Source organism: Pseudomonas sp. Je.1.5.c (assembly GCF_051129895.1).
In the GTDB taxonomy this organism is placed as follows: Bacteria; Pseudomonadota; Gammaproteobacteria; order Pseudomonadales; family Pseudomonadaceae; genus Aquipseudomonas; species Aquipseudomonas urmiensis.
In genome coordinates this window covers 1-13563 of the sequence record NZ_JBCPSP010000017.1, presented here as the reverse complement: position 1 = coordinate 13563, position 13563 = coordinate 1, and the positions used below count along the sequence as shown (strand labels likewise).

Annotated in this window: 14 protein-coding genes and 1 tRNA gene; 9 read left to right on the top strand and 6 right to left on the bottom strand. The window is 62.4% G+C overall.

Annotation, left to right across the window (positions count from 1 at the left end):
* Positions 1-14: 14 nt before the first annotated feature.
* From AAZU54_RS14275 to AAZU54_RS14260, 4 genes are all read left to right on the top strand, one after another.
* Entirely contained in the window at positions 15-803 is a 789-nt protein-coding gene (locus AAZU54_RS14275) for an energy transducer TonB (RefSeq protein ID WP_434727294.1), read from the top strand.
* Positions 800-1255 (top strand): ribosomal protein S18-alanine N-acetyltransferase, encoded by a 456-nt coding sequence (gene rimI, locus AAZU54_RS14270; RefSeq protein ID WP_186554221.1) that lies wholly within the window; start codon positions 800-802, stop codon positions 1253-1255. The genes AAZU54_RS14275 and rimI overlap by 4 nt, the downstream gene beginning before the upstream one ends.
* A gap of 51 nt (positions 1256-1306) precedes the next feature.
* The gene (gene can / locus AAZU54_RS14265; protein WP_186554220.1) at positions 1307-1945 is read left to right on the top strand and encodes a carbonate dehydratase; all 639 of its coding nucleotides are present in this window, start codon (positions 1307-1309) and stop codon (positions 1943-1945) included.
* Between the two features lie 159 nt (positions 1946-2104).
* Positions 2105-2689 carry a D-Ala-D-Ala carboxypeptidase family metallohydrolase gene (locus AAZU54_RS14260; RefSeq protein ID WP_434727293.1) on the top strand — a complete coding sequence of 195 codons (585 nt, stop codon included), beginning with the start codon at positions 2105-2107 and terminating at the stop codon, positions 2687-2689.
* Here AAZU54_RS14260 and AAZU54_RS14255 read toward each other — a convergent pair.
* Positions 2629-3546, bottom strand: a complete 918-nt coding sequence (locus AAZU54_RS14255) for a LysR substrate-binding domain-containing protein (protein WP_434727292.1) — start codon at positions 3544-3546, stop codon at positions 2629-2631. The genes AAZU54_RS14260 and AAZU54_RS14255 overlap by 61 nt on opposite strands.
* 222 nt (positions 3547-3768) lie before the next feature.
* Between AAZU54_RS14255 and AAZU54_RS14250 the strand changes: the two genes are divergently transcribed.
* Positions 3769-4386 (top strand): LysE family translocator, encoded by a 618-nt coding sequence (locus AAZU54_RS14250; protein ID WP_186554217.1) that lies wholly within the window; start codon positions 3769-3771, stop codon positions 4384-4386.
* 57 nt (positions 4387-4443) lie between these two features.
* Here the strand turns inward: AAZU54_RS14250 and AAZU54_RS14245 are convergent.
* A tRNA-Met gene (locus AAZU54_RS14245) sits at positions 4444-4520 on the bottom strand.
* 96 nt (positions 4521-4616) lie between these two features.
* Complete coding sequence (locus AAZU54_RS14240; RefSeq protein WP_434727307.1) at positions 4617-5540, bottom strand: FecR family protein; 924 nt, start codon at positions 5538-5540, stop codon at positions 4617-4619.
* 189 nt (positions 5541-5729) lie between these two features.
* Between AAZU54_RS14240 and AAZU54_RS14235 the strand changes: the two genes are divergently transcribed.
* The 3 genes from AAZU54_RS14235 (at position 5730) to AAZU54_RS14225 (ending at position 8505) form a co-directional block, all read left to right on the top strand.
* A complete protein-coding gene (locus AAZU54_RS14235; RefSeq protein WP_312152438.1) occupies positions 5730-6944 on the top strand; it encodes an MFS transporter in 1215 nt (404 codons plus the stop codon).
* A 132-nt stretch (positions 6945-7076) separates the two neighbouring features.
* Entirely contained in the window at positions 7077-7220 is a 144-nt protein-coding gene (locus tag AAZU54_RS14230; protein WP_264234708.1) for a hypothetical protein, read from the top strand.
* Positions 7221-7344: 124 nt separating this feature from the next.
* Positions 7345-8505 carry an MFS transporter gene (locus AAZU54_RS14225; protein ID WP_312152434.1) on the top strand — a complete coding sequence of 387 codons (1161 nt, stop codon included), beginning with the start codon at positions 7345-7347 and terminating at the stop codon, positions 8503-8505.
* Positions 8506-8543: 38 nt separating this feature from the next.
* On the opposite strand, the gene AAZU54_RS14220 is transcribed toward AAZU54_RS14225, so the two are convergent.
* The 3 genes from AAZU54_RS14220 to AAZU54_RS14210 all read right to left on the bottom strand — a co-directional run bounded on the left by AAZU54_RS14220 (position 8544) and on the right by AAZU54_RS14210 (position 12550).
* On the bottom strand, positions 8544-10997 hold the full coding sequence (locus AAZU54_RS14220) for a TonB-dependent siderophore receptor (protein WP_434727291.1): 2454 nt from the start codon (positions 10995-10997) through the stop codon (positions 8544-8546).
* Positions 10998-11091: 94 nt separating this feature from the next.
* Positions 11092-12048, bottom strand: coding sequence for a FecR domain-containing protein (locus AAZU54_RS14215; protein ID WP_434727290.1), 957 nt, complete (start codon positions 12046-12048; stop codon positions 11092-11094).
* Positions 12035-12550, bottom strand: a complete 516-nt coding sequence (locus AAZU54_RS14210; protein WP_186554212.1) for a sigma-70 family RNA polymerase sigma factor — start codon at positions 12548-12550, stop codon at positions 12035-12037. Before AAZU54_RS14210 ends, AAZU54_RS14215 begins: the two co-directional genes overlap by 14 nt.
* Before the next feature lie 299 nt (positions 12551-12849).
* Here AAZU54_RS14210 and AAZU54_RS14205 point away from each other — a divergent pair, with 299 nt between their 5' ends.
* A complete protein-coding gene (locus AAZU54_RS14205) occupies positions 12850-13482 on the top strand; it encodes a DNA-3-methyladenine glycosylase family protein (RefSeq protein ID WP_405129952.1) in 633 nt (210 codons plus the stop codon).
* Positions 13483-13563: the final 81 nt, after the last annotated feature.

Below are 13563 nucleotides of genomic sequence, written 5' to 3'. Positions count from 1 at the left end.
TGGATGACCGTGCTGTGCTGATCGAGTCCCGCCGCCGCGCCTACCTTTGCGCCATGCAAGTGGTGCATTGGCTGCCGCGCGCCGAACTGCCGTTCGCCGCGCCGTCGCGCCCGGAGCTGCTGTTGCCGCAGGCGCCAGTCGAGGACATCGAGTTCGACGTCCGCCCTGCCGCGCCCAGCGCTACGCCGCCGCCAGCTGCGCCACAAGCGCGCTCCGGCGAACGACCGAAAATCGAGATACCTCGCCCAGCCAGCACCGCCAAGCCTGCGCCCAAGGCGGTCGAGGCCGAAGAAACCGCGCCTGGGGTACGCCCGGCACCGGTGCCACCGCCACGTTTTGCTTTGCAGCTGCTGCGCGCCGGCAGTTGCCTGCTGTTGGTCGAGCTTGCCACCGGTCAGCCGTTCCAGAGCCGCGACCCGTCCTACCTGCTGCTCAAGGACATGCTGCGCGCCGCCGGTCTGCCCGATGCGCCGCAACTCATCGGCGAGCCGGTGCGCTGGCCGCTGCTGGTGCGCGGCAATATGGACCAAGGCCCGGAAGCCGCCCGCGATTTCGTCCAGGGTTTTATCCAGGCGCGGTTGGAAGAAACCCCCTGCACCTGCCTGTGGCTGGTCGGCCTGCCAGCGCTGCGCTTTGCCGCTGAAGTTCAGACTGAAGCCTATTACCAAGAACTGAAGGTCGACGGTCTGGGCGATGCCTGGGCCTTGCCTGGTCTTGAACTGTTGATGGACGAGCCGCAACGCAAAGCGGACGTCTGGCAAGCGATGCGCCAGCTGATGGCGCGCTGGAAGAGCGTTGAATGAGTGATTCGATCAGTTTCCGCCCGATGACCGAGGCGGATCTGGATGCCGTGCTTAAGATCGAATATGCCGCGTTCAGCCATCCCTGGACCCGTGGAATCTTCCAGGATGCGCTCAAGTCATATGAAGTGTGGCTGATGTTCGACGGTCAGCAGCAGGTTGGACATGGCGTGATCAACGTGATCATCGATGAGGCGCATCTGCTCAATATCACCGTCAAGCCGGAAAACCAGGGCTGCGGGCTGGGCCTGCGCCTGCTCGAGCACCTGATGGCACGGGCCTATCAGCTCAACGGCCGCGAGTGCTTCCTGGAAGTACGCGCCAGCAACCAGTCGGCCTACCGCCTGTACGAACGCTACGGATTCAACGAAGTCGGTCGGCGTCGGGACTACTACCCGATGGCTGGCGGACGCGAAGACGCCCTGGTGATGGCCTGCACTCTATTCGAAGAGTGACCCCGCGGGGGTAGGTCGAGTCACACAGGCATAACCTGATGAGGCAAGACCATGCACGACCTGCAGGAATTGATCGACAACAACCAGCGCTGGGCGGATGCCATTACCCAGCGCGATCCCGATTTCTTTGCCAAGCTGGCCCGCCAGCAGACGCCGGAATTTCTCTGGATCGGCTGCTCCGATGCGCGGGTGCCGGCCAACGAGATCGTCGGCATGCTGCCGGGTGATCTGTTCGTGCACCGCAACGTCGCCAACGTGGTGTTGCACACCGACCTCAACTGCTTGTCGGTGATTCAGTACGCGGTCGAAGTGCTCAAGGTCAAACACATCCTGGTGACCGGCCACTATGGCTGCGGCGGGGTGCGTGCGGCCATGCAGGACCGTCAGCTGGGCCTGATCGATGGCTGGCTGCGCTCGATCCGCGATCTGTACTACGAGAAGCGTGGCGAGCTGGCCAAGCTGGACAGCATCGATGCGCAGGTCGATCGTCTGTGCGAGCTGAACGTGATCCAGCAGGTGGCCAATGTGGCGCACACCAGCATCGTCCAGAATGCCTGGCACCGGGGGCAGGAGCTGTCGATCCATGGTTGCATCTATGGCATCAAGGATGGCCGCTGGAAGAGCCTGGACACCACCATCAGCGGCTTTGCCCAGTTGCCGCCGCAGTATCGCTTGCGGCCATTGGAATAAAGCCCCTGAGTATTGCCTGAGCAGGGGTGGCCTGTTCGCGGGCAAGCCCGCACCAGGACGACACACATCCCTGTGGATGCGGGCTTGCCCGCGAACGAGTCGCGCAGCGGCTCGCCGTGCTTAACTGCATCTCAGGCAGCCGACGGATAGGGGGCAGGGATGGAGCGAGCAAGGAAACTGATACTGGCAGCGGGTCTGCTGAGCGCTGCTGTCACCCAGGCCGACGAGCGCGACCTGTGGATGTTCGCCCAATGGGCGGGAGACCATCAGACCCGGCCGTTTCGCCAGATGCTGGTCGATGCTCGCCTCTACGGCATCGTGCCGATCCATCAATTGCTGCGTTCAGCCTCCGATTGGCGCCTGTGCCGGGCTTCACCCTTCGCCGTACCGCCCGCCAGCCAGTGGCCGGCGGTACGCTCGACCCTGGCCTTGATCAAGACCCTCGACGACCGGGGCGCGCTGCGCCAATTCGAGGTGGTCTCGGCCTATCGCGAGCCCCGCCTCAACGCCTGCGCCGGGGGCGCGGTGGGTAGCGCGCATACCCGGGCGTTCGCTGTCGACCTGTTGTTGCCCGCCTGGGCCGATCCCAATCCACTGTGCAGCTTCTGGCAGCAACACGGCCAGGCCTGGAACATGGGCTTGGGTCGCTATCCGTCGGGGCGCATTCATATCGACACGGCGGGCTATCGAACCTGGGGTGGTGATGGCAGCGCTGGTTCGTCGTTCTGCGTCAAGCCCAAGTGAGTCAGGCAAGCCTGGCATTGGTTGATCACCCATTGTGCGAAGCGTTGCCGTTGGCTGCCGTCTTGCAGCGGTTGCGGGCTGAGCAGGTGATAGGCCGAGCCGTCCCGCAGGAAGCCGAATGGGGCTTGTAGCTGGCCACTGTCCAGCTCGTCACGCACCATCAGCGCCGAGGCGGTCGCCAGCCCTAGACCGGCGCTGGCGGCCTGGATCGACAGATAAAAATGCTCATAGTCACTGCGCTCGGTATGCCGGGCGTGTTGCTTGCTCAAGCGCAGCCAACTGCTCCAGGCGTCTGCCCGGGTGCGGCTGTGCAGCAGGCGTTGGCCATCCAGGCGCTGATCCTGGCCTGGGCGGCAGACCGGGCCGACCCATTCGTCACAGATCTTCAGGCTGTGCAGCTGGCGGTCCCAGTGAAAATCATCGCGGCGCAGCGCCAGGTCGATACCGCCGCGGGCGAAATCCACCGGGCCGCCGGCCGCGACCAGATGCAGCTGGATATCTGGATGGGCAGCGTGAAAGCCGGGCAGGCGGGGGATCAGCCAGCGCATGGCGATGGTCGGCTCGCAGGACAGTACCAGCACCTTGTCCTGCTCTTGTTGCTGCACGCGCTGCACGGCGCTTTGCAGTTGCTCGAAGATCGATTGGGTCGCGGCGTGCAAATCGCGCCCGGCGGGGGTGAGGAAAATCGCCCGGTTGCGCCGCTCGAACAGCGCCACTCCGAGGCTCTCTTCAAGCAGGCGCACCTGGCGGCTGACCGCACCGTGGGTGACGTGCAGGTGCTCGGCGGCGCGCACGAAGCTCTCGGTTTGTGCGGCGATGTCGAAGTAGCGAAAGGCGTTAAGTGGGGGTGTTTTCATTTTTTTGGCGTCGGTTGTGCGGGCCTCATCGCGGGGCAAGCCCGCTCCCACGGGGGCCATGTCATTTCTGTAGGAGCGGCCCCGCGATGATGCCGGTACAGACAAGATAATGTGTGAATAAAACTAGCAGATTAGTCGCACTATAAATCGATTTTTACCTGTGGATAAGCCTTCGATAATCAGCGCTCTGTGCATTTTCATCGTCTATCGAGGACATATCCTGTGAATGAATTGATCGCCGTCGCCCTGTTTACCATCCTGGCTGTCATCAGCCCGGGCGCGGACTTTGCCATGGTCACCCGCAGCAGTTATGCACAGGGCCGCAAAGCTGGACTGGCAGCCGCGTTGGGCATTGCATTGGGCGTGCAGGTGCATGTGCTGTACACCGTGCTGGGGATTGCCGTGATCATCAGCCAAAGCCCGGCGCTGTTTTTGGCCATGAAAGTGCTGGGGGCGGGTTACTTGATCTACTTGGGCTACAAGTCGCTGACCAACACCACGCGGATTCGCCTTGATGGGCTCGGGCAGGATGACAGTGCAAGCCTGTGGATGGCATTGCGCAGCGGCTTTCTGACCAACGCGCTAAACCCCAAGACCATGCTGTTCGTGGTCAGTGCCTATACCCAGGTGGTCCAGCCAGGTAGCCCATTGGCAGTGGACTTCGCCTATGGCGCATTCATGTCCGTGGCCCATTGGCTGTGGTTCAGCCTGGTGGCGGTGTTCTTTTCCAGTGCAGCCTTGCGCAAGGCCATGATCGAGCGGCAGGTGGTGGTCGATCGGCTGATAGGTGTAGCACTGATTGGCCTGGGCTTGGCGGTGATGGTGTCAGGCGTGCGCTGATGGCTTTTGCCCGGACAAAGAAAAAGGGCTTACCTTGCGGTAAGCCCTTTTCGAATTTGGTGGCTACACAGGGACTTGAACCCCGGACCCCAGCATTATGAATGCTATGCTCTAACCAACTGAGCTATGTAGCCAACTGGCGCGCATTATTCTCTTCAAACGCCCCTCTGTCAACACTCATTTCAAAAAAAATTTACACGCTTTCAAACGCTTAGCCGGCTAGGGCCGATTCAGCGGACGATCAGCCACTGCCCAAGCAGGCTGTGCAGCTGCAATTGCTGTTCGCTGGCGAGCTGCTCCAGGCTTTCTGCCGAGCGATCCAGGTTGAAGTCGCCACTGACGCGGCGATAGGCGGTTTGCTCATCCATCAGCCAGACGCGCTTGCCCTGGTAGCCGGCCAAGCGCTGCAGGACCTGCGCCAATGGCACGTCCTTGGCCAGCAAGTGACCGTTGCGCCAGGCATCGGCGTACTTGGCGTCGATCTTCTGTACCGGATCGATGCGGCTGTCGGAGAAGGTCACCCGTTCGCCGGCCGACACCATGCGTTGGTCGCCCCCCTGAATAACCATCGCCTTGCCGTTGAGCACCACCAGTTCGTCGTGCGCGGGCGTGCGAGCGATCATCAGGCGAGTGCCAAACACCTGGATCCGCGCATCGTCGACCTGTACTTCCATTGCCCGACCATCGAGCATCACCTCCAGATAGACTTGCCCTTGCACCAGGTGCAATTGGCGGGTGCGGCCACGCAGATCGACGTTCATCGCGCTGGCGCTGTCCAGGTGCAGGGTCGATCCGTCGGCCAGGCGCACACTGCGCCGCTCGCCGCTGGCGGTATGCAGCTCGCTGGCAAGGCGCTGCATCAGCGGCCAGTAGAGGTAAGCCAGGGCTGCCAGCAGCAACAGGAACAGTGCCGCCAAAACCTTGCCCAGATGGCTGCGACGGGCCTTGAGCAGGCGTGGCCGCGGCCGCGCTGTGGGCGGCTTGAGCTGCTGCCAGTACGCCTCGAGTTCGGCATAGGCACGGGCATTGTCAGGCTCCTGGCACCAGGCGGCGAAGGCGCGGCGTAGCTGCTCGTCGCTACCGGGCTGGCGCAGGCGGGAGAACCACTCCAGCGCCTCGCGTTCGGGATCGGGCTGAAGCTGCAGGGCGGGCATCGGGCTCATGGTCGGGTTGCTCGCGAAAAAGGGCGTAGTCGCGCAATGTGGCAGGGCAATGTGCCATGGATGCTAAATATATTGAGAACCATTTACAAGTGCGTGGCGGACCGGTGGCAAAAAAGCTAGCTATGTATCTATTTGTTTCCCGATAATCGGATCCCAAACCTGCGGACGGATATCTAGCCCATGGCCATCAGTAGTACCCAGACCACCACCCCTGTGTCGGCTGCCCAAGGCGCCAACCCCTTGGTGATGCGCATCATCGGCTTTTGCGCGCTGGCGCATCTGATCAACGACCTGATCCAGTCGGTGCTGCCGGCTATTTATCCGATGCTCAAGGCCAACTACGACCTGAGCTTCGCCCAGATCGGCCTGATCACCCTGACGTTCCAGATCACCGCCTCGCTGTTGCAGCCGTGGGTAGGTTTTTTCACCGACAAGCGTCCGACCCCTAACTTGCTGCCGCTGGGCACCCTGTGCACGCTGGTGGGGATTGTGATGCTGGCGTTTGTCGGCAGCTTCCCGATGATTCTGCTGGCCTCGGCGCTGGTCGGCATCGGCTCCTCGACCTTCCACCCAGAAACCTCGCGTATCGCCCGCCTGGCCTCGGGCGGGCGCTTTGGCCTGGCCCAGTCGACCTTCCAGGTCGGGGGCAACGCCGGTTCCGCGTTCGGCCCGTTGCTGGCGGCGGCGATCGTCATTCCGTTCGGCCAGAGCCATGTCGCCTGGTTTGGCCTGGCAGGGCTGTTCTTCTTTGCCGTGACGCTGATGCTGCGCCGCTGGTACAAGGCCCACCTCAACCAGGCCAAGGCGCGCAAGGCGGTGCAGGCGACCCATGGCCTGTCGCGCCAGCGGGTGATCGCTGCGCTGATCGTGCTCGGCCTGCTGGTGTTCTCCAAGTACTTCTATATGGCCAGTTTCACCAGCTACTTCACCTTCTATTTGATCGAGAAGTTCGACCTGTCGGTGGCCAGCTCCCAGCTGCATCTGTTCCTGTTCCTCGGTGCGGTGGCGGCGGGGACCTTCTTCGGTGGGCCGATTGGTGATCGCATCGGGCGCAAGGCGGTAATCTGGTTCTCGATTCTTGGGGTGGCGCCGTTCACCCTGGCCCTGCCGTATGCCGACCTGTTCTGGACGACGGTGCTGAGCCTGGTGATCGGCTTTATCCTCGCCTCGGCGTTTTCGGCCATCGTGGTGTATGCCCAGGAACTGGTGCCGGGCAATGTCGGCATGATTGCCGGGATCTTCTTCGGCCTGATGTTTGGCTTTGGCGGGATTGGCGCGGCGCTGCTCGGCTATGTGGCCGACTTGCGCGGGATCGAGTATGTGTATGGGTTGTGCTCGTATCTGCCGCTGTTTGGCTTGTTGGCGGTGTTCTTGCCGTCTACGGGTAAGCGCTGAGATGGTTGGGACCGCTTCGCGCTCCATCGCAGGCACGCCAGCGCCTACAAGGATCGCGCGGTCCCAACAATTGACGAATCGATCAGCCTTGGCCTAGAGTGCCGCCTCCTCTTTACCTGCGTAGTCGATGCAATGCGCCGTACTCAGCGTCTCCTCCAAGCCCGCCAGCCTGCTGCCCAGGCCTGTCGGCGTGCCTGGCCGAGCGACACGGTGCTCAAGCGGCGACGCAGCGTGCTGTTTGCCTTCACCTTCTCGCCACACCTTGCCCTGAGCTGATCCGCGTGCCTGCGTCCAACGCCTCCCCGGCGTGATTGCGGGCGTTCGCGTGCGAACATTTTTCAGTGATTTTAAGCCGACCGGGCCAGCAAGGCCTGGGTGCGTCGGCTTGCAAGGAGTGGTAATGAACATGCGTTTGCTGGCGGGCCTGTTGTTCGCCGTTTCGGTCGTGGGTTTCAGCCTGGGGGCGAGCCTGCCGCTGGTGTCGTTGCGTCTGCATGAGGCGGGCGCGAGCACCCTTGAGATCGGTATTTTGTCGGCCATTCCGGCAGCGGGCATGATGCTTTCGGCGTTCATGGTCGATGCCTGCTGCCGGCACCTGACCCGGCGCTCCATCTACCTGCTGTGCTTTAGCCTGTGCACCTTGAGCATTGGCTTGCTGGAGTGGGCGTTCTCCTCGGTCTGGCTGCTGGCGCTACTGCGCCTGGGGTTGGGCCTGGGCATGGGGATTGCGATCATCCTTGGCGAGTCGTGGGTCAACGAGCTGTGCCCTGAGCACAATCGCGGCAAGATCATGGCCTTGTATGCGACTAGCTTCACCGGGTTCCAGGTGCTGGGGCCGGCGATGCTGGCGGTGGTCGGTGCCAACAGCCCTTGGGTCACCGGCGTGGTGACGGCCTGCTATGGCCTGGCCTTGCTGTGCATCCTGGTGACCGTGCCGAACGACCATGTGCAGCACGAAGATGACGGCGAGAAGAGCTTCACCCTGGCCGGGTTCTTCCGCGTGGCCCCGGCGCTGTGCGTGGCCGTGCTGTTTTTCTCGTTCTTCGACGCCGTGGTGCTGTCGTTGCTGCCGGTATACGCCAGCAGCCATGGCTTTGCCGTGGCGGTGGCGGCTCTGATGGTGACCGTGGTGTTCGCTGGCGACATGCTGTTCCAGTTGCCGTTGGGCTGGTTGGCTGACCGGGTCGAGCGGACCGGGTTGCATTTGCTCTGCGGTTTGATAGCGATGGCGATCGGTATCGCTCTGCCGTGGCTGCTCAACCTGACCTGGCTGCTGTGGCCGATGCTGGTGCTGCTGGGCGCGGTTGCCGGTGGCATCTATACCTTGGCGCTGGTGTTGATCGGTCAGCGCTTCAAGGGCCGTGACCTGGTTACGGCCAATGCCAGCGTCGGCTTGCTGTGGGGTGTCGGCAGCCTGGTCGGGCCATTGGTCAGTGGCGCGGCGATGGGCGTTGCCCCGCACGGCTTGCCGATGGCCCTGGCGCTGATGGCGGGGTTGTTCGTGTGCTTTGCCCGGCAGTCGTATCGCCGGGCAGGAAGGCTCAAGGCGGTGGCTGAGTAATGTCTTTACCGTGAACGAGGGCAGAGCCCTCGTTTGGCTCAGAAAGTCCCGCGCAGGGTTACCGACACATTGCGCGGATCACCCCAGTAATAGCCCGTGGCAGTCGTACCAATCTGTCGGTAGTACTTCTTGTCGAACAGGTTATTGGCATTCAACTGAACCGTGTAGTTATCGTTGAAGCGGTATTTGATTAGCGCGTTGTAGACCGCATATCCCGATTGGGTTGCCTTGGCGGTGCCACTTTGCGCGTAGATATTGCTCTGCGCCTGCACGCCGCCGCCAACGGTCCAGGCATCCAGTGCACCTGGCAGGCGATAGCTGCTGAACACGCGCAGCATGTGCTCAGGGTCGGTGGTGCGGATGGCGTCGCCATTGGTGGCCGCCGTGTTCTTTACATACTCGGTTGTGTTGTAGGTATAGCCGCCTGTTAGCTGCCAGCCGGGTAAGACCTCGCCGCTCACTTCCAGGTCGATGCCTTCGCTGCGGCTCTTGCCAGAGGCGATTTTGCAGCGAGCGGTACCACCGCCGCAGCCGGGTTCTGTCGAGAAGTCATCTACCGGCGTGCCGACTTGGTTTATACGGAAAAAGGCCAGCGAGGTATTCAGGCGCCCGTCATAGAACTCGCCTTTGATCCCGGTCTCGTAAGCCTCGCCCACTACCGGGTCGAGCACCGTCAGGTTCTTATCCACAACCGTCTGCGGGTTGAAGATTTCGGTATAGCTGGCGTAGACGCTGAAGTTGTCATTCAGGTCGTAGATAAGCGCCGCGTAGGGCACGATCTCTTCGTCGATGCTGAATGTCTTGTCAGCTGCAGCGGCGAACTCCTGTTCGTAGTCGTACCAATTGATCCGTGCGCCGATTACGGCGGTCAATGGATCTGCCAGGGAAATCCGCCATGTCGCATGTGCCGCCTCTTGAGTAGTGCGCGTGCGTAACGGATGGGGGATACCGTCAATGGTGGGCTCTGGCAAGCTGGTCTTGGGGTCCCAGTGGCGGATGTCGATGATGTCCGAGTACACCACGCGATTGGTGCCGGAGGCGTAGGAGTCGTTGCGGATTCGCTCTACTCCCAACATCAATTCGTGGGTGCGGCCCAACAGCTCGAAGGGGCCATTGAGGGTAGCGCTGAGGTTGTTCTGGAGACTTTCACCGCCGTCCCCTTCAGTGACCTGGTAGGTCATCAAGTAAGGGTTGGTGGCGCTGGCTCGCGACATGTAGGTTTGTTTGAAACCATTGTCGTCCAGCTCGAAGTGAGTGCGCAGGGCCATCAGCTTGAGCGTCCAGTCGTTGTCGAAGCGATGCTCGAGTTCTGCGAAGGTCTGCAGATTGCTGCGATCCCAGCGATTCCATTCGGCGCCCAGATACGTGCTACGGCCCAGTGGCAGGGGCGAGCCGTCGAAATTGGCCGGCAAATTGCCCCAGGCTCCGGTGGCATCGAGCTTGGTCCATTCAACGCCGGTAGTCAGTGTTGTGCTCTCGCTCAAGTCGAAGGCCAATTGGCCGGAGAAGGCCTCCTTGCGCTCCATCCGCGAATCCTGGAACAGGTCGCGGTCATCATGCACGGCGATGACTCGGCCGCGAACGTTACCCGTTTCGTTCAGCGGGCCGGAAACATCGGCGACATAGCGCTGAGCGTTCCACGAGCCCAAGGTGACCAAGCCCTGGGCCTGAAAGTCGTGGGTCGGTCGTTTGCGCACCAGGTTGACGGTGCCGGATGGGTTGCCCGCGCCGCGCAACATGCCGGTTGCGCCGCGCAGGATTTCGGCGCGGTCGATGAAGGCCGAATCGCTCTGAATGAATGAACCACCGCCGCTGCTTTGCACCACGGTGGCGCCGTCATACTGGATGGCATCGATGGCGAAGCCGCGGGAGTAATACTGAACGCGTTCGCTGTCGGTGTAGTTGACCACCACCCCCGGCGTCTGCTCGAGCAAGTTGGTGAGGTTGGTGATGTTCTGATCGTCGATGCGCTGGCGGGTGACCACGGTTACCGACTGCGGGGTATGGCGCAGGGTCTGTGGCATCTTGCCGATGGTCACCGCGCCAGTCGTGTAGGAACCGGTGTTTTCAGTGACTTCACCCAAGCGATTGCTGGAAATGCTGGTCGCTCCCAACTCCAAGGCAGAGCCAGTGTCGATTGCCGGGATCAACAAAAAGCTCTTGTCACTCTCCTGTTGCACCTGCACGTCGCTGCCCTGCAACACAATCGACAGGGCCTGGGCGCTGTCATAGTGGCCTTGCACACCGCGGGTGGTCTTGCCTTGCAGGCTGTTCGCATCGAACGACAGGTTCAGGCCACCTTGCCGGGCCATCTGGTCCAGCGCAGGGGCCAATGGGCCAGCGGCAATGTTCCAGTCCAACTGCTGGCTCTGGCTGGCCGCTGCGTGGGCCACCAGCGGCAGCGCGCAGCTGCTCGCCAGGCTCAAGCCGAGCACGGCGGCGCGTACGGCGTGGCGTAGCCTGTCTTTGCGGGGAGAACAAAGGTGAATCATGACGCGCTCCTGAAGGTTGTGAAGACCACTTTTCGGGCTTTGTTCCTTCAGGCCGATCGAGAATGAGATTCCACCTCATTTATTTTCAGGTTTTTCATGCAGCCCCGATGCTGACCCAATAGCGCGTGCGGTAGTCGATCCGCAGCGGCAGGCTGCGCGCCAGCAGCTGGAGGATTTGCTCGGTGTCGGCCAGTTGATAGGTGCCGGACACTTTCAGATCGGCTACCTCAGGTGCGCAGCGCAACAGCCCCGGGCGATAACGCGACAGTTCAGCGGTAAATTCGCTGAGCGGCATCTGCTGCACGCTGAGTACGCCATCGGTCCAGCCCCAGGGGTCGCCATGCACCAGCGCTGGCTGGATTGCGCCGGACGCGTCCAGCTGCAGCACTTGGCCTGGGTACACTTGGCGTAACGGCGCCGAGTGGGGCATCAGGGTGACCTCGCCGCGGCGCACTGCCAGCAACAGGCCTTGAGCGTTTTCTCGCAGTAACAGTTGGCCGTCGTGGGTGCTCAACGCACCGAGTTGGGTGTCGATGATGAAAGGGCGTTTGTCGTTGGCATTGCTGTCCAGGGTCAGCTCGCCGCGAATCAGCGTCAGCAGGCGTTGATCGGCGTTGTAGCGCAAGTCGATGGCGCTGGCGGTGTTGAGCTGGATGCGGCTGCCGTCGCTGCCTTGCACGTCACGTCGCTCGCCAGTGGCGGTACTGCTGTCGGCCAGCAGGGCGGGTAGGCCCAGCGGCTCGCGCGCCGCCCAACCGAGGCTGCCACCCACCGCCAGGACGGCGAGCAGCTTGAGATGATCGCGCCGACTGATCTGCTGGCGCCGGCTGCCTTCGAGGGTGCGCCGGCTGAGGTCGCTGGGCAGGCCGGCGAGTTCGTCGCTCAGCGTGCTCACCCGCTGCCAGGCCAAGGCGTTGTGCGGGTGGCTGGTCAGCCACTGCTGGAACTGCCGCTCGGTGCGCGCACTGGGTTCGTCGAAGCGCAGTTTTACCAGCCAGTCGATGGCTTGATCGACCTGGGCTTGTGCGGGAATGCGCTCAGGCGTCGGCATAGCGCAACCGATAGCAGGTGCCCAGGGCCTTGGCCAAGTCACGTTCGATGGTCGCGCGCGAGACATCCAGGCGCAGGGCGATCTGGGCGATGCTCAGACCATCGAGTTGGGCCAGTAGAAAAGCCTGGCGCACCCGCGGTTTCAACTGGTGCAGGGCACGGTCCAGGCGTTCGAGGGTGTCGAGAATCACCCGTCGATACTCTTCGCTGGGCGCCTCGCCTTCTGGCAAGTTGGCCAGGCTCTCTTGATAAGCCCGCTCCAGCGCCCGACGGCGGAACTGATCGATCATCAGGCCACGGGCGATGCTGCTCAGGTAGGCGCGTGGCTCTTTCAACGGCGAAACCTGGCGCGCCCGCAGCAGGCGCACGAAGGTGTCCTGGGCCAGGTCGGCGGCGTTCTCCCGGCAACCGACCCGGGCCTTGAGCCAGCCGCGCAGCCAAGCATGATGGGACTGATAGAGCAGATCGATTTCGGCCGGCTTGAGCGTGTCGTTCATCTGCATCGTGGCAACGGCCTTGACCCTGGAAGTAACTGCGTTTGTTAATAGTTCTCAATTCTAGGCGGGGTCGATGAGCCAGGGCAACGGTATACCAGGAAATTATCGCGCAAGATCCGGCGTTTCCCCGATAAACGGCTGGGCTAAAGTGATAATGCTGTTCACACAAGATTTTTGGGCCGCTCTGCGCCCCTTCGCGGGCAAGCCCGCGAAGGGGCGCAGAGCGGCCCAAAAGCAGGCGACAAGGGCTTTGAGTGAACCGTATTAGGGCTAAGATGAAGGTTTTCTGCACTGGGTAGTCGTCGATGATTCTGGCCGATCTTTCGCCCGCCGCGTTTCGCGAAGCTGCAGATTATCTCGCGGCGCTCGATCCGCACTGGTCCCAGCACATTGCTGCGACCGGGCCCTGTCTGCATCAGGCAACGCCCGGGCGCGAGCCCTATGAAGCGCTGGTGCGAGCGATTGCCTACCAGCAACTGCATGCGCGTGCGGCCGAGGCGATCCTGGGGCGGATGCTGGCACTGTTTCCTGGTTCGGCATTTCCCAGCCCTGATCAACTGCTGGCGATCCGCCCCGAGGCGTTGCGCGCCTGTGGCTTTTCAGCGAGCAAGTTGGCGACCGTGCAGGGCATTGCCCAGGCCCGCCTGGACGGTATCGTGCCCAGTCGTGAGCAAGCGCTGGGGCTTACCGATGAGGTGCTGATCGAGCGGCTGGTGACCTTGCGTGGAGTAGGGCGGTGGACAGTGGAGATGCTCTTGATCTACTGCCTGGAGCGCTCGGACATACTGCCTGTGGATGATTTCGGCGTGCGCGAAGGCTATCGGCGGATCAAGGGCCTGGACAAGGCGCCGACACCCGCCCAGATGAGATCGCTGGCCAGTGTGTGGAGCCCGCACCGGACGGTGGCCGCCTGGTATCTGTGGCGGGCGGTAGGTTGATGGGGCTGCGCTGCCGCGCAGGGAAACAGGGTTCCAGCGTGGGAGCGGGCTTGCCCCGCGATCACCGGCAAAGCCGGTGCC

Coding starts and splice junctions, on each gene's coding strand:
- rimI (WP_186554221.1), top strand. CDS start 800: ATGAGTGATTCGATCAGTTTCCGCCCGATGACCGAGGCGGATCTGGAT.
- can (WP_186554220.1), top strand. CDS start 1,307: ATGCACGACCTGCAGGAATTGATCGACAACAACCAGCGCTGGGCGGAT.
- AAZU54_RS14260 (WP_434727293.1), top strand. CDS start 2,105: ATGGAGCGAGCAAGGAAACTGATACTGGCAGCGGGTCTGCTGAGCGCT.
- AAZU54_RS14255 (WP_434727292.1), bottom strand. CDS start 3,546: ATGAAAACACCCCCACTTAACGCCTTTCGCTACTTCGACATCGCCGCA.
- AAZU54_RS14240 (WP_434727307.1), bottom strand. CDS start 5,540: ATGCCCGCCCTGCAGCTTCAGCCCGATCCCGAACGCGAGGCGCTGGAG.
- AAZU54_RS14235 (WP_312152438.1), top strand. CDS start 5,730: ATGGCCATCAGTAGTACCCAGACCACCACCCCTGTGTCGGCTGCCCAA.
- AAZU54_RS14230 (WP_264234708.1), top strand. CDS start 7,077: ATGCGCCGTACTCAGCGTCTCCTCCAAGCCCGCCAGCCTGCTGCCCAG.
- AAZU54_RS14225 (WP_312152434.1), top strand. CDS start 7,345: ATGAACATGCGTTTGCTGGCGGGCCTGTTGTTCGCCGTTTCGGTCGTG.
- AAZU54_RS14220 (WP_434727291.1), bottom strand. CDS start 10,997: ATGATTCACCTTTGTTCTCCCCGCAAAGACAGGCTACGCCACGCCGTA.
- AAZU54_RS14215 (WP_434727290.1), bottom strand. CDS start 12,048: ATGCCGACGCCTGAGCGCATTCCCGCACAAGCCCAGGTCGATCAAGCC.
- AAZU54_RS14210 (WP_186554212.1), bottom strand. CDS start 12,550: ATGCAGATGAACGACACGCTCAAGCCGGCCGAAATCGATCTGCTCTAT.
- AAZU54_RS14205 (WP_405129952.1), top strand. CDS start 12,850: ATGATTCTGGCCGATCTTTCGCCCGCCGCGTTTCGCGAAGCTGCAGAT.